We start from the raw sequence: 18,829 nt of genomic DNA, 5'->3' as shown, positions 1-18,829 counted from the left end.
CGAAACAACGTTCGGGCGGGCCGACCGGCTCGCGCCGGCGCGTTCGGCGGCGAAACCCGACTCGAAGGGAACGATCATGCGCTACGAGAGACGCGACTTCATCAAGGCGACCGGTGCTGCGTTCGGCGGTCTGACGCTGTCGAGCGCGGCGTCAGCGGAATCGACCTGGAACTACGAACTCGTCGGCGAGGCGCTCGACGCCGGGGTTCAGGAGGTCGTCGTCCAGGGCGACTGGGCGTACACGGCGAACGGCGCGGCCATCGCGACAGTCGACTTGAGCGACCCGACGCTCCCCGTCGTGGGCGGCGTCGCGCCCGGTCGCGGCGACGACAACAAGGACGTCAAGGTCGACGGCGACGTCGCCGGCCTCGCGGACGACGGAAGCGCCGGCGGGGTGACGTTCTTCGACGTGGGCGACCCGACGACGCCCGTCGAACTGTCCTTCTACGACGCCGCGAGCGGCGTTCACAACTGCTTTCTCGACGGCGACTACGCGTACCTCTGCGTCAACGACGACTTCGAGCACTCGCGGATGGTCGTCGTCGACATTAGCGACCCCGAGAACCCCGTGAGCCTCGAAGGCGACGAGCGGGGCTCCGAGGGCGCGTGGATGCTCCGCGACGCACACGAGGACATGGCGGAGGCCGGCATCAACCCTATCCACGACATCTACGTGCAGGACGGCCTCGCGTACATGTGTTTCTGGGACGCGGGGGTCGTCGTCGCCGACGTGACCGACCCGACCGATCCGACCGCCGTGGCGCACTTCGGGGCGGCGGCGGACGCCGGGGAGAAACCGGCCGACACGGCCGAGCGGTACCGTCGGTACCTCGGCGGCGAGAAGACGAACGCCCACTACGTCCGGCCGACGCCCGACGGGGACTACACGCTCGTCGGCGCGGAGACGTTCCCCGGGCCGTTCGAAGACACCGCGATCCCCGGCGACCACGGCGGGATCCGGATCTTCGACACGAGCGACGTCTCGACCGACTCGACGCCGGGCTCCCCTTACGAGGGGCACGTCGGCTACGTCCCGGCGCCGGAGCGCCCGACGGACGCCCTGCGAACCAGCCACAACTTCGACGTCACCGACTCGAAGCTGTTCGCCTCGTTCTACCAGGGCGGTCTCCGGGCGTACGACATCGAGGACCCGACGAACCCGCGGGAACTCGCGGCGTTCGCGCCCCCCGGAACCGCCTACTGGGCGGCCGTGGATCTGCCGACTGAGGGGCCGACCCGCTACACCGTCGGCAGCGACATCGGGAAGGGCCTCACGGTGCTCGAACTGAACCACGACACCCCCGGCGAGCAGCACTGGGGAGCGGACGAAACGCTCGACCCGTACGACGTGCTGGAACCGACGATGCAATCGCCGCTCTGAGGGGACGGGGAACCGAGCGGCTCACCCGTCGGAGTCGCCGTGGATTTCACCCCCGGATCGATCGGGCAGGAGCGCGCGGTCGCGCGGTTCGGAACGCGCGGAACCCACAGCGTTTTACCCGACGGCGACTCGTTGTGACGTATGAGCGCACAGGGACAGGGGATCGTCGGGCAGTTCCTCGCCCTCAAGGAGGAGACCGCCGCCGACCTCCTGGCGATGCAGTGCGGCGACTTCTACGAGTTCTTCGCCGACGACGCCGAGACGGTCGGCACGGAACTCGACCTCAAGGTCTCGCAGAAGTCCTCCCACGGCTCCTCGTACCCGATGGCCGGCGTCCCGGTTGACGACCTGACGCCGTACCTCAAGGCCCTCGTCGAGCGCGGCTACCGGGTCGCCGTCGCGGACCAGTACGAGACCGACGACGGCGACCTCGCCCGGTCGATCACGCGCGTCGTCACGCCGGGCACCCTCCTGGAGACGACCGACGCCGAGGCGCAGTACCTCGCGGCCGTCGTCAGGGACGACGACGGGACGTACGGGCTCGCCTTCGCCGACATCACCACCGGCCGGTTTCTCGTCACGGCGGCCGACACCGAGAACGACGCGCACGCCGAACTGTACCGGTTCGACCCCGTCGAGGTCCTCCCCGGCCCGACGCTCCGGAGCGACGACGGCTTCCTCGCGGCGCTCCGCGAGGGAACCGACGCGTCGCTGTCGCTGCACGACGCAGAGAGCTTCGCGCCCGGGCGGGCGCGGCACGCCCTGACCGAGCAGTTCGGCGATCGGACGCTCGACAGCGTCGGCCTCGACGCCGAGGACGCGGTCCGGGCGGCCGGCGCGGCGCTGTCGTACGTCGAGGAGACGGGCGTCGGCGTCGCCCGATCGATGACCCGCCTGCAGGCGTACCGGACGAGCGACCACGTCGAACTCGACGCCACGACCCAGCGCAACCTCGAACTCACGGAGACGATGCAGGGTCGGCGCGAGGGGTCGCTGCTCGACGCGCTCGACCACACCGTCACGAGCCCCGGCGGCCGGCTGCTTCGGGAGTGGCTGACGCGCCCGACGCGGTCGCTGCCGGAGATCGAGCGGCGGCAGGACTGCGTGGAGGCGCTGGCGTCGGCGGCCCTCGCTCGCAAGCGCGTCCGAGACGCGCTCGACGGCGCGTACGACCTCGAACGGCTGGCGAGCCGCACGGCCAGCGGGAGCGCGGGCGCGCACGACCTGCTGTCGATCCGGGACACGCTCGCGATCCTCCCGGCGCTCGCGGAGGCGATCGAGGGGACCGAACTCGCCGACTCGCCGCTCGCCGAGGTGATCGACCGACCGGATCGAGAGGCCGCCCGCGAGCTGCGCGACGAGCTCGCCGACGCGCTCGCAGAGGATCCGCCGAAGACCGTGACGCAGGGCGGGCTGTTCGAGCGGGGCTACGACGACGGCCTCGACGAACTCATCGAGCGCCACGAGGACGCGAAGCGGTGGCTCGACACCCTCGAAGAGCGCGTGAAGTCGCGGTACGGCGTCCACCACGTGACGGTCGACCGGAACAAGACGGACGGATTCTACATCCAGGTCGGCCGGTCGCAGGCCGACCGGGTGCCCGAGGAGTTCCGGGAGATCAAGACGCTGAAGAACTCGAAGCGGTACGTCACCGACGAGCTGGAGGAACGCGAGCGCGAGGTGCTGCGGCTCGAAGAGTCCCGCGGCGACCTCGAATACGAGCTCTTCTGCGATCTCCGCGAACGCGTCGCGGAGCGGGCCGCCCTGCTGCAGGACGTGGGGCGGGCGCTCGCGGAGGTCGACGCGCTGGCCTCGCTCGCCGCGCACGCGGCGGGCAACAGCTGGGTCCGGCCGGAGCTGACGGAGCCCGGGCCGCTCCGCATCGAAGCCGGCCGCCACCCGGTCGTCGAGCGGACGACGGAGTTCGTTCCGAACGACCTGCACATGGACGGGGTCGGCGACGCCGCCGGTTCGGAGCGCGCCGCCGAGGGTGCGGACGGCGGCCGCGGCTTCCTCATCGTCACCGGGCCGAACATGAGCGGCAAGTCGACGTACATGCGGCAGGCGGCGCTCATCACGCTGCTCGCGCAGGTGGGGAGCTTCGTCCCGGCCCGGTCGGCGACGATCGGCCTCGTCGACGGCATCTACACCCGGGTCGGCGCGCTCGACGAGCTCGCGCAGGGGCGCTCGACGTTCATGGTCGAGATGCAGGAGCTCTCGAACATCCTCCACTCGGCCACCGAGGACTCGCTCGTCATCCTCGACGAGGTGGGCCGCGGCACGTCGACGTACGACGGCATCTCGATCGCGTGGGCCGCGACGGAGTACCTGCACAACGAGGTGCGCGCGAAGACGCTCTTCGCGACGCACTACCACGAGCTGACGACGCTCGCGGACCACCTGGAGCGGGTCCGGAACGTCCACGTCGCGGCGGACGAACGCGACGGCGAGGTGACGTTCCTGCGCACCGTCCGGGAGGGACCGACCGACAGGAGCTACGGGATTCACGTCGCGGACCTCGCGGGCGTGCCGAAGCCGGTGGTCGACCGGGCGGCGGACGTGCTCGACAAGCTCCGCGCCGAGAAGGCCATCGAGGCGAAGGGAAGCGGCGAGGGCGAGCCGGTGCAGGCCGTGTTCGACCTCGGATCGGGGAGCTTCAAGCCGGCCGCCGGCGACGGCGCGACGGCCGGCAGCCGAACGAACGGCGCTGGCAGAGCGGACGGCGCGGGCGGACCCGACGGAACGCGCCCGACCCGCGCCGCAGAGACTGAAGCCGGTTCGGTTTCGGACCGGGAGTCGGCGAGCGACGACCTCCGCGACCGCTACGGCGACGGCGCGGACGGCGTGCTCGCCGACCTCGCCGGCACGAACGTCAACGAGGTGTCGCCGATCGAGCTGATGGCCCGGGTGCAGGAGTGGCAGTCGAAGCTGGCCGACGAGGGGGGAGACGGCCGATGACGGACGAGCCCCTCCGCGCGACGGTCACGCAGAAGGCGGCGCTGTTCGGCCCCGGCGGCGACGTGCTGCTGCTCCGCGACGGTGACGACGCGTGGGAGTTCCCGGGCGGGCGCATCGGACGCGACGAAACCGTCCGCGAGGGGTTGCTGCGCGAGGTTCGCGAGGAGACCGGCCTCGGGGTCGAAGTCGGCCCACCCGTGTACACCGCCGCCTGGCTGAACGACCGCGGGAAGGGGCGCTTTTCCGTCGTCTACCGCTGCGCGGCCGACGACCGGACCGTGACGCTGAGCGACGAACACACGGACTGGGTGTGGGAGGAGCCGGAGGCGGCGATCGGCGACCGGCTCTCGACGCGGCAGCAGCGGGCGGCGCTCGAACGGGCGCTGGAGGCGGAAGTCGAGGCGGAGGTGGAGCCGTGAGCGACGACGAGCCGGCCGTGGACGCCGGCGAGGTGAGCGACGACGAGCCGGCCGAAAGCGCCGGCGGCGGCGACGACCGCCCGACGATCCGGACCCTGGACGCGGCGACGGTGCAGCGCATCGCGGCCGGCGAGGTGGTCGAGCGGCCGGCATCGGTCGTGAAAGAGCTCGTCGAGAACAGCCTCGACGCCGACGCCTCGCGGGTGTCGATCGCCGTCGAACGCGGCGGCAAGGAGGGAATCCGCGTCCGCGACGACGGGATCGGGATGGCCCCGTCGGACCTCGAACTCGCCGTCGAGGAGCACGCGACGAGCAAGATCGAGGGCGTCGACGACCTCGAAGCGGGCGTCGGCACGCTCGGGTTCCGGGGCGAGGCGCTCTCGACGATCAGCGCCGTCTCGCGGACCACGATCAGGAGCAAGCCCCGCGGCGAGACCGGCGCCGGAGCCGAACTCGCGGTCGAGGGCGGCGAGGTCGGCGAAGTACGGCCCGCGGGCTGTCCGCCGGGGACCGTCGTCGAGGTCGAGGACCTCTTTTTCAACACGCCCGCGAGGAAGAAGTTCCTGAAGACCGACGCCACGGAGTTCGACCACGTGAACACCGTCGCAACCCAGTACGCGCTCGCCAACCCGGACGTGGCCGTCTCGCTGACGCACGACGGCCGGGAGGTGTTCGCCACCGAGGGAGGCGGCGGCCTGGAATCGGCCGTCCTCGCGGTGTACGGCCGGGAGGTCGCCGAGTCGATGGTGGCGGTCGAGGGGACCGTCGCCGACGAGGGAACCCCCGTCGAATCGGTATCGGGGCTCGTCAGCCACCCGGAGACGACCCGGAGCGGCCGGGAGTACCTCTCGACGTTCGTCAACGGCCGGTACGTCACGGCGGGCGCGCTCCGCGAGGCGGTGCTCGACGCCTACGGCGGGCAGCTCGCCCCCGACCGCTACCCGTTCGCGGTGCTCTTCGTCGACGTTCCCGCCGGCGCGGTGGACGTGAACGTCCACCCGCGGAAGATGGAGGTCCGCTTCGACGACGAGTCGGCGGTGAAGCGCGCCGTCGAGCGCGCGGTCGAGGGGGCGCTGCTCGACCACGGGTTGATCCGCTCCACGGCCCCGCGGGGGCGGTCGGCGCCCGCCGAGGCCGAGGTCGCACCGGAGCCCGAGAGCGGCGACGTGGTCGGCGGCGCCGGGAGCGAACACGAGCGGGCGAGCGGCGTCCGCGCGGGCCGGAGCCGTCACGAGCGGACGCTGAGCCGGGTTCGGCCGGAGGGCGACTCGGCGACGGACGGCACCGCGGACGGCGAGAGCTATCCGACGAGCGAGGAAGCCGCGGAATCCGGGTCGTCGACGACCCGGCCGGACGATCGGGCCGACGACGGTCCGCCCGCTGCCGATCGGGGCACCGACGGTTCGGACCCCGACGCGCCGATCGGCGACACCGTCGAAGCGAACGCCGGCGCGACGGACGCCGGGTCGGGGGACGCCGACACGACGACCACCGACGCTCCGGGCACCGACACCGCGGACGAGGGGCGCGGCCGGGCGGATCCGACTCGGCCGGTCGGCGCGCCGCGCGCGGACAGACCGTCGCCCCGGCCGTGGCAGTCCTCGTCCTCGGTCGGCTCCGACGACGCAGACGGCGTAGACGGCGCGAACGACGCGGACGACGCGGCTGGCAGCGCGAAGTTCGGCGTCTCGGGGGCGAAGGGGGAGACCGGGGACCGCGAGACAGGTGGGAGTCGGGGGACGGAACGCTCCCGTCGCGATCGTTTCGGCGTCGTCGGCCCGACGACCCAGCGGACGCTCGACGGGGCGGAGGCGACCGGCGAGCGGGAGTTCGACGCGCTCCCGCGGATGCGGGTGCTCGGGCAGCTGTACGACACCTACGTCGTCGCCGAGACCGACGACGGGATGGTGCTCGTCGACCAGCACGCCGCCGACGAGCGCGTGAACTACGAGCGCCTGCGGCGCGAGGTCGAGGGCGACACGCCGACGCAGGCGCTCGCCGAGCCGGTCGAACTCGAACTGACCGCCCGCGAGGCGGCGCTGTTCGAGGAGTACGCGGAGGCGCTGGCACGGGTCGGGTTCCACGCCGGCCGGACGGGCGAGCGGACCGTCGAGGTGCGGACCGTCCCGGCGGTGTTCGACGCGGCGCTCGACCCGGGGCTCCTGCGCGACGCCCTCTCGGCCTTCGTCGCCGAGGAGCGCGACGGGGGGAGGGAGACGGTCGACGCGGTCGCCGACTCGCTGCTCGCGGACCTCGCCTGCTACCCGTCGATCACGGGGAACACGTCGCTCACGGAGGGGTCGGTCGTCGACCTCCTGGAGGCGCTCGACGCGTGCGAGAACCCCTACGCGTGCCCCCACGGCCGCCCGGTGATCATCAGGTTCGACCGGGAGGACATCGAGGATCGGTTCGAGCGCGACTACCCCGGCCACCTGGGTCGGCGGCGCGAGGACTGAAGCCGACTCCTTACCCCCGACCGGCGACCTTCCGCGCGGCCGCGATCAGTCGTCGATCCGAAGCACCAGTTCCTCGCCCTCCCGATCGAACGTCGTTCCGAACGCGTCCGACAGCTCCCGCATCCGCTCTCGACACCACTCGGCGGCCTCCCCGCCCGCGAGGTGGACGGCGCAGTCGCGTATCTCGACGGGCGCGAGGCGGAGTTCGACCGGCGTACCGTCGCCGTCGATCCGAAGGTCGAACAGGAAGCTCCGGTCGTTTCGCAGCTCCGGGTCGACCACGTAGTCGTCCACGAAGTCGCCGGCGTCGTAGACGATCGGTCGGCCCCCGTACACCTCGATCCCCTGGAAGACGTGGGCGCTGTGGCCGTGGACGACGTCGACGCCCCGATCGACGAGCCAGCGGCCGAACCGCCGGAACGCCGGGGGCGGTTCCGTGACCATGTTCGGCCCCCAGTGCAGGGAGGCGACGAGGAGGTCCGGGTCGGCGCCGCGGGCGGCGGACAGGGACGCCTCCACGGCGCGGCGCGACTCCCGGTCGTCGAGGTCGAACCTGACGTGCGCGGTTCCGGGCGAGTCGGCCGTCGCGGCGTACTCGGGCGTGTTGTCGGTGAACGAGACGAACGCGACGTCGAGGCCATCGACGGCGAGGGAGGCGGGTTCGCGCGCCTCCGCGAGGGTGCGCCCGGCGCCCGCCCGGGCGATCCCAGCGCCGTCCAGCGCGTCGAGCGTGTCGGCGAGCGCGTCCGGCCCGTAGTCCATCAGGTGGTTGTTCGCGAGGCTGCAGTAGTCCACGCCGGCGGCGGACAGCGCGCCGAGCGCACGGTCGGGATCGGCCCGGAAGTGGAACGGCCGGTACGTCCGGGTCCACGGCCGGCCGCGGGTCGAGAGGCAGCACTCGAGGTTGATGCACAGCCCGTCGAGGGATCGGAGTCGGGGGAGCACGTCGCCCCACACGGCGTCTACGTCCCGCGTCCGCTGTCGCGCGTCGACCTGCCGCCCCAGCATCACGTCCCCGGTCAGGCCGAGGTGCGTCGTCGGGGGCATACGCGGAGATACGGCGCGGAGCGGCAAAAACGCCGACCCGGACCGACGATCGGGAGACGGAACACGCCGGATCGGAAGCCGGCTGATTCCGCACCGGCATCAGGGCCGGCGATCCGGCTCGTTTCGCCCGCGGGAACCCGGCGCAGTCGCTCGCCTGACAACGAACAGCACTTATATCAGCTCCGGCTTTGCACTACACATGCTATTTACCCGCACGCGAAGGAGGGAGCGATGACCGACGTACTCACGTTCGGCGAGACGATGCTCCGCCTGTCGCCGCCCGGGACGAACCGCCTGGAGGCGACGGACGAGCTCGCGGTCTACCCCGCGGGCGCGGAGAGCAACGTCGCCGTCGCGGCCTCCCAGCTCGGCGCGGAGGCGACCTGGCTGTCGAAGCTCCCCGACACGGCGCTGGGGCGCAAGGTCGTCCGGGAGCTCCGCGGCAACGGCGTCGAGACCGAGATCGTCTGGAGCGACGCCGGAAGGCAGGGGCTGTACTTCGTCGAGCGGGGGACCGCTCCGCGCGGGACGCGCGTGATCTACGACCGCGAGGACAGCGCCGTCACGACCGCGACGGCCGCGGAGCTCCCGCTCGATCGCGTCCGCGAGGCGCGGACCTTCTACACGAGCGGCATCACGCCGGCGCTCTCCGACGCGCTGGCGGGGACCACCGCGGAACTCCTCGACGTCGCCGGCGAGAGCGGCGCGACGACGGCGCTCGACGTGAACTACCGGTCGAAGCTGTGGTCGCCCGAGGAGGCCCGGGAGACGCTGACGGGGCTCTTCCCGTCCGTCGACGTGCTGGTGACGGCGATCCGCGACGCGGAGAACGTGCTCGGCTACGACGGCGACGCCGACGAAGTCGCCGCCGCGCTCGCGGAGGAGTGGGGCTTCGAGACGGTCGTCGTGACGCGGGGCGAGGACGGCGCGCTGGCCTGGAACGACGGGACGATCTACGAGCAGGAGGCCTTCGAGACGGAGACCGTCGACCCGGTGGGCACCGGCGACGCGTTCGTCGGCGCGTTCCTCGCGCGCCGCCTGGCCGGCGACGCGGTCACCGACGCGCTGGCGTACGGCGCGGCGACGGCGGCCCTGAAGCGCACGATCCCGGGCGACGTCGCCGTCGTCACGCGCGAGGAGGTCGAGGAAGTGCTCGGCGAGGAGACCGCCGAGATCGCACGGTAGCGCCCAGGCGGCGCCTAGAGACGAAAATAGGCGGATCGGATCCCGATTCTGCGGATCGTACACCCGCGCGGACTCGGAGTGCTCCTCGGGGACGGTCTTCGGCGGCGATGATGAGGGACACGAGCGTCGACTACGCGGAACAGCTTCCGGTCGGCGGCGGGCCAGAACGCCCAGGCGGTCGCGAGCGTGGCGACCGCGAGCGAAGCGTCGACCAGTAGATCACCTCGTCGATCCCGAGCCGCGTCAGGCGGTGGGGCGCCGTACAAGCAGTACGTCACACCCGACGCCGTGACGGATCTCGACCCCCGCTCGCTCCGGGCCCAAACGGACACCCCACGACGGGGACGGGGAGTCATCCGGTTGATAGGTGGCCAGAAAGCATACGCCGCAGAGCGCCGAGCGTCGAACCCGATGAGAGCCCTCGCAGTAGCGATGACTGTGCTGCTCGCGACGGCGGGTTTCGCGCCCGTCTCGACGGCGCAGTCGCAGCCCGGCGCCGGGTCGGCGTCGTTCGACGGCGCCCGCGTCGCCATCGGCACCGACGCGACCGGCGTCACGAATTACACCGTCGGCGGGGAGCGGCTGCTGTCGTCGGTTCGGGTGCAGGCGAGAAGCGAGGTCGACAACGGCGGCATCATCAACATCGGGCCGTCGCTGTCGTCGGTCGCGCCGCTCTCGGGGAGTCCCGTCGCGCTGGCGGATCGGACGGCCACCGGCGCCACGCTGAACACGGAGAGCGGGGCGACGGTCCGCGTTCACGACAACGAACACGGCGTGATGGTCGTCCGCAGCGAAGGGCGCAGCCAGTACGTGCAGCTCAACGCCAGCGAGGGCGCCGAGGTCGCGTACGAGGGCGGAGCGGCCTCCGTGACGACCGAAAACGGCACGCGGGCGTCCGTGTTCGTCGTCGGCGACGGCGAGGTGTCCGTCGAGGGCGGGAGCGTCGTGGCGAACATCGACGGCGACGACCAGCTCGTCGTTCGCTCGTACGCCGACGAGCGCGAAACCGCCGAGGAGCAACAGGAGAGCTACATTCGACAGGGGGCGGTGGCCGCCGAGGTGTACGTGACGGATCGGGGGAACGAGACGGTCGCCGACGTCGTCGCGTACGACGGCGGGACGACGGTCGACGTGACGAACCGGAGCGAGGGCGCCGTGGAGCTGACCGTCGATCGGGAGACGGAGGAGGGAACGCTGGTCCTCGCGACCGTCTCGCCGACCCTCCTCGACGTCGACTCGCTCGCGGTCACGGTGGACGGGAGACTCGCCGAGGAGTCCCCCTCCTACAGCGCGCTCGGCGGCGCCGTCGACGGGGACACCCCGCGATACGTCGTGGCCGAAACCGGCCCGAACGGGACCGTGAACGCGCTCATGGCGGTGACGCACTTCTCGTCGCGCTCGCTCGGCCTGTACTCCGGGCCGCACGCGAAGGCGGCGGTGCAAAGCGCGGAGCGGGGTCAGAACGGAAACTCGACTGACGGCTCCGGGGGAGAACACTCCGGCGGGCAGTCCGCCGACGAGTCGGAAACGGAGACCGACAGCCCCGGATTCGGGATCGGCGTCGCCGTCGCCGCGCTGCTCGCCGTCGCCGCGCTGGCGACGCGACGGCGGTAGACCGGGGGTCGGTGCGACGGCGGTAGATCCGGAAGGATGCGGCGGCGGGAGACGGAAGGCCGGGCGCGACGGCGGCGGTCCGAGCGAGGGACGCGCCGATCGGGTGACGCGGTCGGCCGCCAGACTGATTGCCGCAACGGCCGACGTTGCACCCGCGGAGAAAGCGCACCGCAACGCGGAGCGATCCCCTCGACCGCCGGAGCGGTTCTCGACCGCTCGCGCTCCGCGGTTCGACCACGCCACGCCGCCAAACCACGAACCACCATGGAGATTTACGAACCGGAACCGGACGACGTCGCGCGGGTACGGGAGGTCGTGAGGAGTTCGATGACGACGTCGTACGCCCTCAGTCCGCAGGAGATCGACAGCATCATCGACCACCAGTTCGGCGACGAGAGCGTCGAGCGGAAGCTGGAAGCGACCGACGCGACGCTCCTCGTCGCCGCGAAGGACGGAACGGTCGTCGGCGTCGCCGAGGGGGATCTCGGCGAGGGGAGAGGCGACCTCAGGTGGCTCTTCGTGGATCCCGAACACCGGGGCGAGGGCATCGGAACCCGGCTGTTCGAGGAAACCGTCGACGCGCTCGCAGAGCGCGGGGCGAGACACGTTCAGGCGAGCGTCCTCGCGGAGAGCACCGACGGCGGTGATTTCATCGAACGCATGGGTTTCGAGCGGATCGACGATCGGGAGGCGGATCTCGGCGACGACACGTTCGTCGAGCACGTCTACGCCGAGTCCGGTGAAGCGGAGAGCGAGGGGCCGAAGGACGACGAGTCGACGCAGGAGGGCGGAGACGCGGAGGGGGAAGCCGACCACGAGTCCGACGACGAGGGCGTCGAACCGCCCGAGACCGCCACCGACGAGGACGGAACGCGGGTGTACGTCGCCGCCGACGAGCGGGAGCCGGGAACCGAGGCGGTCTTCTACCGCGCGTACACGGACGAGGGGCGCGAGGAGCCGTACGGGTACTTCTGCGGCAACTGCGGGTCGCTCGACGTGGACATGGACGACCTGGGCCGGATGGAGTGTGCGGAGTGCGGAAACACCCACCGCGCCGACGAGTGGGACAGCTCGTACCTCTGACCGGCATCCCGCCTCCGAGCGACGATTTCACCTCCGAGCGACGGTTTCCACGCCGAGTGACGGTTCCCCCGCCCCGTGAGCCGACGGCGTTCGAACCGGGCGCGAGATACTCGGCTCTGCGGAGGGCGCGTCCGATCGGCAAAACTGCTAATCCCCCCGGACGAAACGTACCCGTATGCACGTCGTCATCGTCGGCGCGTACGGGAGCGCCGGTGTGGCCGCGGCCGAAGCGCTGAGCGAACGGGTCGGGGAAGAGTTAGATCGGCTCACTCTCGTCGACGACGGGGAGCCGGGCGGCGGACTGTGTATCCTCCGCGGCTGCATGCCCTCGAAGGAGGTGCTGTCGGCCGCGGCGCACCGGTACCAGGTTCGCCACGACCCGCGGCTCTCGGGCGACCCGCCGACGCTGGATCTCGGGAAGGTCGTCGCCACGAAGGACCGACACGTCGCCGCGTTCGCCGAGCACCGCCGCAACGCGGTCCACCAGCTCGCCGACCTCGACGGCGTAGAGTTCGTCCACGGGACCGCGCGCTTTCTCGACGACCGCGTCGTGGCCGCCGGCGACCGCACGTTCGAGGCCGACTACGTCGTCGTCGCCACCGGCTCGACGGTGAACGTCCCGGACCTCCCCGGGGTGGACGAGGTGGACTACTGGACGAGCGCGGACGTGCTCGACGCGACTGACCTCCCCGAGTCCGGCGTGGTGATGGGCTTCGGCTACGTCGGGCTGGAGATGGTCCCGTACCTCGCCGAGGCCGGCGTCGGGGATCTCACGGTGATCGAACACGACGAACGGCCGCTGGACGAGGCTGACCCCGAGTACGGCGACGAACTCCTGTCGCTGTACCGTGAGGAGTTCGGCGTCGAGATCCTCACGAATACGCACGAAGAGTCGGTCGAGGCGACGGACTCGGGCGTCCGGTTGCACGTCGACGCGGACGGCGAACCGCGCGCCGTCGACGCCGAGGCGCTGTTCCTGTTCACGGGGCGTCGGCCGAACCTCGGCAGCCTCGCGCTGGAGAACACGTCGCTGTCGCCGGGGGACGGCTGGGTTTCGGACACGATGCAGGCCACCGACGATCCGCGGACGTTCGTCGTCGGCGACGCAAACGGCAAGGAGCCGATACTCCACGTCGCGAAGGAGCAGGGGTACAGGGCGGCGGAGAACCTCCTGGCGCACGCCCGCGGCGACCCGCCGGAGCCGTACGAGAACGTCCACCACCACGTGATCTTCTCGGCCGCCGGCGTCTACCCGTACGCCCGCGTCGGCCACTCCGTCGAATCGGCCGAGGAGGCCGGACTGGACTACGTGCACGTCGCGCGGAAGGCCGAGGACGACGGCGTGTTCAAGACGAAGAACGTCCCCCGCGGGCGGGCATCGCTGGTCGTCGACGCCGACGACGGCGCCGTACTCGGCTATCAGGGGCTGCACTACCACGCCGACGTGATGGCGAAGGCGATGCAGGTCGTCGTCGAGCTCGGCCTCGACGTGCGCGACCTCCCCGACCGCGCCTACCACCCGACGACGCCGGAGATCCTCGACGCGCTCTTCCGGGGCGCGAGCGCGAACGTCGGCTGAGCGTCGGGCGCGATCCGCATCGCCGCGTGGGGCGACCCGCTCCGAGTCGCCGAGCCCCGCGTCCCAGCCGGGCGCTACCGAGCACCACGACATTCGATGACTAACGCGCATGAGATCCACAAATACAAATGCGCGAACCAAATACCGTCGGCCGTATGGCGACACTATCGTTCGAGCCGCTGACATACGACGACATCCCCGAGGACGAGCGCCCGACGCTGACCCAGGCGCTCGTCCCGGTCGTCGGGATGCTCGCGTTCCTCAGCGTCGGGGCGATCGCCCTCGGCCTCGACGCGCACATGCCCCTCCTGTGGGGCATCGTGCTCACCGGCCTGGTCGGCCGATACTGGGTCGGCATCCCGTGGCAGCGGATGTACGAGGGCATCGTGGACGGGCTCAGGATGGGGATGCAGGCGATCCTCATCATCTTCGTCATCTACGTGCTCATCGCCGTGTGGACCGCCGCCGGGACGATCCCGGCGCTCGTGTACTACGGGCTGGACCTGCTCTCGCCGACCGTGTTCCTGCCCGTGACGGCGCTCCTCGCGACGGGCGTCGCGTTCGCCGTCGGCTCGTCGTGGACCACCGCCGGCACGCTCGGCGTCGCGTTCATCGGGATCGGCGCGGGGCTGGGGGTGCCGGAGCCGATGACCGCCGGGGCGGTGCTGACCGGCGCGTACACCGGCGACAAGATCTCGCCGCTTTCGGACACGACGAACCTCGCGGCCGCGGTGACGAACACCGACCTCCTGACGCACATTCGGACGATGCGCGTCGGAACGGGGATCGCGCTCGGGCTGTCGCTCCTTGGGTACGCCTACCTCGGGCTGACGGCCACGGGCTCGATCCCCGCGGGGCGCGTCGCGGAGATCCAGGCGGCGATCACGAACACCTACGCCGTCACGCCGCTCGTGTTCTTCCCGCTCCTCGTGACGTTCGGGCTCGCGCTCCGGGGGTACCCGGCGCTCCCGTCGCTGATCGCGGGCGTCTTCGCCGGCGTCGCGACGCAGGTCGTCGTCCAGGGGGCGCTGAGCGTCGAGGGGTTCGTCGCGGCGTGGGACGTCGCGCAGAACGGCACCTCGCCCGAGACGAGCGTCGAACTCGTGAACGAGCTCCTCGCCACGGGCGGGCTCATCGGGTCGGCGTGGACCATCACCATCGTCATCGCCGCGCTGGCGCTCGGCGGGCTGCTCGAACGGACGGGCGTGCTCGCGGTGCTCGCGTACCACCTCGGCAAGGCGGTGTCGAGCGTCGCCGGCCTGACGGCCGGGACCGCGGTTTCGGCCTTCGGGATGAACGTCCTCGCGGCGGAGCAGTACATGAGCATCGTCGTTCCGGGGATGAGCCTCCGCGGGCTGTACGACGACTTCGACCTCGAGAGCCGCAACCTCTCGCGGGCCGTCGAGGCCGCCGGGACGACGACAAGCGCGCTCATCCCGTGGAACGCCGGCGGCGTGTACATGGCGGGCGTGCTCGGCGTGCCGACGCTCCAGTACGCGCCGTACTACTTCCTCGGCATCCTCTCGCCGCTCATCCTCGTCGCGATGGGGCTCACCGGCTGGCGCATCACCAGGAAGGACGAGGAGACGACGGCGGGTATCGCGGGCGCGGTCAAGTCGGTCTCGAACGACTGAGGGGCCCGGTCGCGAACGGCCGAGCGACCGAGCGGCGGTCCGTCGCCGTCTGCTCTCCCGTCCGCGCCGCCGTGCGGCGAGTCGGCCGGCTTATGTCTCCCGGCGGGCTACCGCCGGGCATGGAACTCTCGACGAGCGGGCGGTTCCGCGTGCTCGGGCGGCCGCGCGCGCCGGACGAGCTCCTGCTGATCGACGCCGAGTCGTTCGACCCGACCTACGTCGGCACCGACGGGTACGACGGGGCGCTCGACGAGGCAGTCGCCGGCCTCGAACCGGGCTACCTCGTCGACGCGACGCTGTCCTGGGGGGACGACGGGACGCCGCGGTTCGAGGCGATCGACGTGCTGCGGCGGACGCGCATCCGCTTTCTCGACGGCGTGACGGGGCTGTTCGAGGCCGCCCGGGAGACGTGGATGGCGGCCGAGGCCGACGGCGACGCGATGAACTCCCGCGTGACGCGCAACACCGACGGCGACCCGAACGGCGTGCTCTACGTCTTCGCGGCGCAACCGGGCGCGCGCGACGTGTTCGGAGAGTTCGAAAGCGGCGTGCTCCCGATCGAACCGCTCATCGAACGGGCGAACGAGGGGCTGGACGACGACGGCGACCGCGAGGTGTTCGTGATGCGACCCGCGGACGAGCCGTTCGTCGTCGTGTACATCGCGTTCGAGAAGGACGGGCTGCTTGCAAGGACAGTGCGTGAGACGTACGTCTCGGACGGGTCCGTGGACTCGTAAACTGGTGAAATTCTGTCGGCGTTAGAAGGACGAGTGCGCTATTTACGCACTCGGAGCCGTCGCTTTGGCCAGAGTTGCGGAATTGTCGTTGCCTCGATTCCAGACAACCCTGAGAGTTTCCCCATCCCAGCTGGTATCGTGCGTTCGCGTTATTGAGTCCCCAGCGGTAACTTTACTTGTACCGTAGGAGTCAGCCCAGTCATCAGAACCTGAGAACGAACCTGAACTCACAGTTGTCAGGTCATTCCCTTCTTCAATTGCGTCTCCGCCATCATGTGTAATAGTTACTTGATTACCGTCATGGAAGTCAAACGAGAAGCTCGCCTGCGGAGCCGTCTGCTGCACCTGATCTCCGAGTCCCAGGACGAACGTGCCGATCACGGCCGCCAGGATGACGGTGATGGCGACCATCAGGATGACGCCGATCACCGGACTCACCGCGCGATTCTCCGTCAATAGTTTTCTCAGTTGCATGATCTCCCTCTCCCACGCCGCACCGGCAGCGGACGCTGCGGGGGCACCTCCCAGGGCTCCCCCCGGGCGCGCAGCCGGGCATCGGCCGCGCGCCGGACCACCGTCCCGCCGTTCCGACGTGTTCACCCGTGTACACGAAGCCATTACATAAATAACTATCTGGTAATTAATACTGTGTTAAAATGAGTGATATCCTTCGTTAAATCGGCAGCCTACGCCGGAATTGGGTTGGTACAGTAGACGGATGCGTTGTCCGACCTATTTTCGCTCGGATGTTAATACAGTCGCGATTTACGAGCGGATTTCGGGCTCACCGCGGGTCGAAACGACGGCCGTCGCTCGGGCGAACACGTCCGAAATACGAGATGGTCGGTATTCGAGACCCGCGGCCGGAGAGCGGCGGTGGCCGGTGGCCGGCGGTCGGCGATCAGCGATCGGTGGTCCGCGGTCAGTGACCGCCGGGCCTCAGTCGAGACTGTCTTCCGGCGTCCCTTCCTCGGCGAGCGCCGTGCGCTCCGAGCCCAGCGCGCTCTCGCGCAGGTCCGCCTCGATCGCTTCGAGGGAGCGGCCCTTGGTTTCGGGCACGAGGAAGTACGTGAAGACCAGCGCGACGGCGCTTAGCGCGGCGTACAGCCAGAACGTGCCCGACTGCCCGAAGGCGTCGACGAGCTGCAGGAACGTCTGCGCGACGACGAGGTTCGCGAGCCAGTTGACGACCGTCACGACGCCCATCGCCGATCCGCGCACCTTGAGCGGGTAGATCTCGGAGATGAGGAGCCAGAACACCGGCCCGAGGCCGATCGCGAAGAACGCCACGTAGAGCATCAGGCTCGCGAGGGCCGCCCAGCCCACGACGCCCGACAGCCCCGGCAGGAAGAACGCCGCACCGAGCACGACGAGCGTGACCGTCATCCCGGCGAGGCCGACCATGAGCAGCGGGCGGCGGCCGGCGCGGTCCATGAGCAGCACCGCGACGACGGTCATGGCGACGTTGACGACGCCGATGCCGACGGTCGCCAGGATGGACGCGGAGTTCCCGAACCCGGTCGATTCGAGGATCGTCGGCGCGTAGTAGATGACCGTGTTGATGCCCGTCACCTGCTGGAACGCCGCGAGCCCGATGCCGACGACGAGCGCCGGCCGGATCCACGGCTCGAACAGCTCCGAGAGCCCCTCTTCTTGAATCTCCTCGGTCTGTTTGATCTCGTTCAGCTCCGCCTCGACGCCCGCCTCGTCGCGGGTCCGCGAGAGGACGTCGCGCGCGGCGCTCTCCCGGCCGCGCTCGACGAGCCACCGCGGGCTCTCGGGCATGAACAGCATGCCGACGAGCAGGACGACGGCGGGGGCCATCCCCGTCCCGAGCATGATGCGCCACGCGAGCTCGCCGGTGAGCACGGAGTCCACGAAGTACGAGACCGCGTAGTTCACCAGGTAGGACGCGAGGATGCCGCTGGTGATGGCGAGCTGGTTGAACGACACGAGCGACCCGCGGATCTTCGGCGGCGATATCTCCGAGATGTACAGCGGCCCGACGATGGAGGCGAAGCCGATGGCGACGCCGTCGACGACGCGGCCGACGACGAGCACCTCGACGTTCGGCGCGATCGCCATCGTCAGCGACCCGACGAAGAACACGACGGCCGCGATCAGGATGAGCCGCCGCCGCCCGATTCTGTCGGCCAGGTAGCCGCCGGTGGCCGCGCCGATCACCGCCCCGATCAGCGCGCCGCTCACCACCAGCCCCTGCACCCAGGAGGGATCCATCGCGATCCCGAAAAGGGAGGTCATCTCGAACGCCTCTCTGATGTAGAGAAACGCCCCGGAGATGACGCCCGTGTCGAATCCGAACAGTAGCCCGTTCAGCGCGGCGAGGGCGGCGGTGACGTAGACGAATCGGTTGTCGCCACCGCCGGCTCCGAACCACGCGTCGGTAGTGGTTGCCATGTGTGCTCCGTATGTCCCGATTTTGGGTGAGGATATACAAAGACTATGATAAATAAGAAACGAACTTCAATTTAGATTGTTTTACCTGATGAATTCGTGTCACCGCGTTTGACTGTGAGGGAGAGGGACAATCGATCTGAAAGCGACACTCGCCGATCAGCGATCGCTTCCTGCTCCTCCCGTCGCCCCGATGAGTCCGTACGCCAGGGCCTGTTTCGTGTGATCGTCGGTCAGATGGACGCGAACGTCGTCGAGGTGTTCGAACTGTCGTTCACAGAGCGGGCAGTCCCGGCGGTCGTCGGTCATACCTAGTCGGTC

General features: G+C 70.3%; 14 protein-coding genes. 10 read left to right on the top strand and 4 right to left on the bottom strand.

Annotated elements, in window-relative coordinates; translation table 11 throughout:
* Positions 1–76 precede the first annotated feature (76 nt).
* The 4 genes from CNO20_RS07355 to mutL all read left to right on the top strand — a co-directional run bounded on the left by CNO20_RS07355 (position 77) and on the right by mutL (position 7,214).
* Positions 77–1,381 carry an LVIVD repeat-containing protein gene (locus CNO20_RS07355; protein ID WP_101295481.1) on the top strand — a complete coding sequence of 435 codons (1,305 nt, stop codon included), beginning with the start codon at positions 77–79 and terminating at the stop codon, positions 1,379–1,381.
* 141 nt (positions 1,382–1,522) lie between these two features.
* On the top strand, positions 1,523–4,339 hold the full coding sequence (gene mutS, locus CNO20_RS07350; RefSeq protein ID WP_101295480.1) for a DNA mismatch repair protein MutS: 2,817 nt from the start codon (positions 1,523–1,525) through the stop codon (positions 4,337–4,339).
* Entirely contained in the window at positions 4,336–4,758 is a 423-nt protein-coding gene (locus CNO20_RS07345; protein WP_101295479.1) for an NUDIX hydrolase, read from the top strand. The genes mutS and CNO20_RS07345 overlap by 4 nt, the downstream gene beginning before the upstream one ends.
* Positions 4,759–4,790: 32 nt before the next feature.
* The gene (gene mutL / locus CNO20_RS07340; RefSeq protein ID WP_101295748.1) at positions 4,791–7,214 is read left to right on the top strand and encodes a DNA mismatch repair endonuclease MutL; all 2,424 of its coding nucleotides are present in this window, start codon (positions 4,791–4,793) and stop codon (positions 7,212–7,214) included.
* Between the two features lie 45 nt (positions 7,215–7,259).
* On the opposite strand, the gene CNO20_RS07335 is transcribed toward mutL, so the two are convergent.
* Complete coding sequence (locus tag CNO20_RS07335; RefSeq protein WP_101295478.1) at positions 7,260–8,261, bottom strand: CapA family protein; 1,002 nt, start codon at positions 8,259–8,261, stop codon at positions 7,260–7,262.
* Between the two features lie 231 nt (positions 8,262–8,492).
* Here CNO20_RS07335 and kdgK1 point away from each other — a divergent pair, with 231 nt between their 5' ends.
* The 6 genes from kdgK1 (at position 8,493) to CNO20_RS07305 (ending at position 16,093) form a co-directional block, all read left to right on the top strand.
* Positions 8,493–9,446 (top strand): bifunctional 2-dehydro-3-deoxygluconokinase/2-dehydro-3-deoxygalactonokinase, encoded by a 954-nt coding sequence (kdgK1, locus tag CNO20_RS07330; RefSeq protein WP_101295477.1) that lies wholly within the window; start codon positions 8,493–8,495, stop codon positions 9,444–9,446.
* A 432-nt stretch (positions 9,447–9,878) separates the two neighbouring features.
* A complete protein-coding gene (locus CNO20_RS07325; protein WP_158237376.1) occupies positions 9,879–11,060 on the top strand; it encodes a PGF-CTERM sorting domain-containing protein in 1,182 nt (393 codons plus the stop codon).
* Between the two features lie 327 nt (positions 11,061–11,387).
* A complete protein-coding gene (locus CNO20_RS07320) occupies positions 11,388–12,143 on the top strand; it encodes a GNAT family N-acetyltransferase (RefSeq protein ID WP_158237375.1) in 756 nt (251 codons plus the stop codon).
* Positions 12,144–12,318: 175 nt separating this feature from the next.
* Positions 12,319–13,722, top strand: a complete 1,404-nt coding sequence (locus CNO20_RS07315; RefSeq protein ID WP_101295474.1) for a dihydrolipoyl dehydrogenase family protein — start codon at positions 12,319–12,321, stop codon at positions 13,720–13,722.
* A 155-nt stretch (positions 13,723–13,877) separates the two neighbouring features.
* Positions 13,878–15,356, top strand: a complete 1,479-nt coding sequence (gene arcD, locus CNO20_RS07310) for an arginine/ornithine antiporter ArcD (protein ID WP_101295473.1) — start codon at positions 13,878–13,880, stop codon at positions 15,354–15,356.
* Positions 15,357–15,475: 119 nt separating this feature from the next.
* Positions 15,476–16,093: a DUF6663 family protein gene (locus CNO20_RS07305; RefSeq protein ID WP_101295472.1), complete on the top strand. Its 618-nt coding sequence runs from the start codon at positions 15,476–15,478 to the stop codon at positions 16,091–16,093.
* A 42-nt stretch (positions 16,094–16,135) separates the two neighbouring features.
* Here the strand turns inward: CNO20_RS07305 and CNO20_RS07300 are convergent, their stop codons facing one another.
* The 3 genes from CNO20_RS07300 to CNO20_RS22935 form a co-directional block, all read right to left on the bottom strand.
* Positions 16,136–16,567, bottom strand: coding sequence for a type IV pilin domain-containing protein (locus CNO20_RS07300; protein WP_101295471.1), 432 nt, complete (start codon positions 16,565–16,567; stop codon positions 16,136–16,138).
* Between the two features lie 465 nt (positions 16,568–17,032).
* Complete coding sequence (locus CNO20_RS07295; protein ID WP_101295470.1) at positions 17,033–18,511, bottom strand: sugar porter family MFS transporter; 1,479 nt, start codon at positions 18,509–18,511, stop codon at positions 17,033–17,035.
* A 156-nt stretch (positions 18,512–18,667) separates the two neighbouring features.
* Positions 18,668–18,817: a hypothetical protein gene (locus CNO20_RS22935; RefSeq protein ID WP_158237374.1), complete on the bottom strand. Its 150-nt coding sequence runs from the start codon at positions 18,815–18,817 to the stop codon at positions 18,668–18,670.
* Between the last annotated feature and the right edge of the window lie 12 nt (positions 18,818–18,829).

It is taken from the genome of Halegenticoccus soli (assembly GCF_002844195.1).
GTDB classification, from domain to species: domain Archaea; phylum Halobacteriota; class Halobacteria; order Halobacteriales; family Haloferacaceae; genus Halegenticoccus; species Halegenticoccus soli.
Note: the sequence above shows the minus strand (reverse complement) of the source record. Positions and strands in the feature narration are given on the sequence as shown.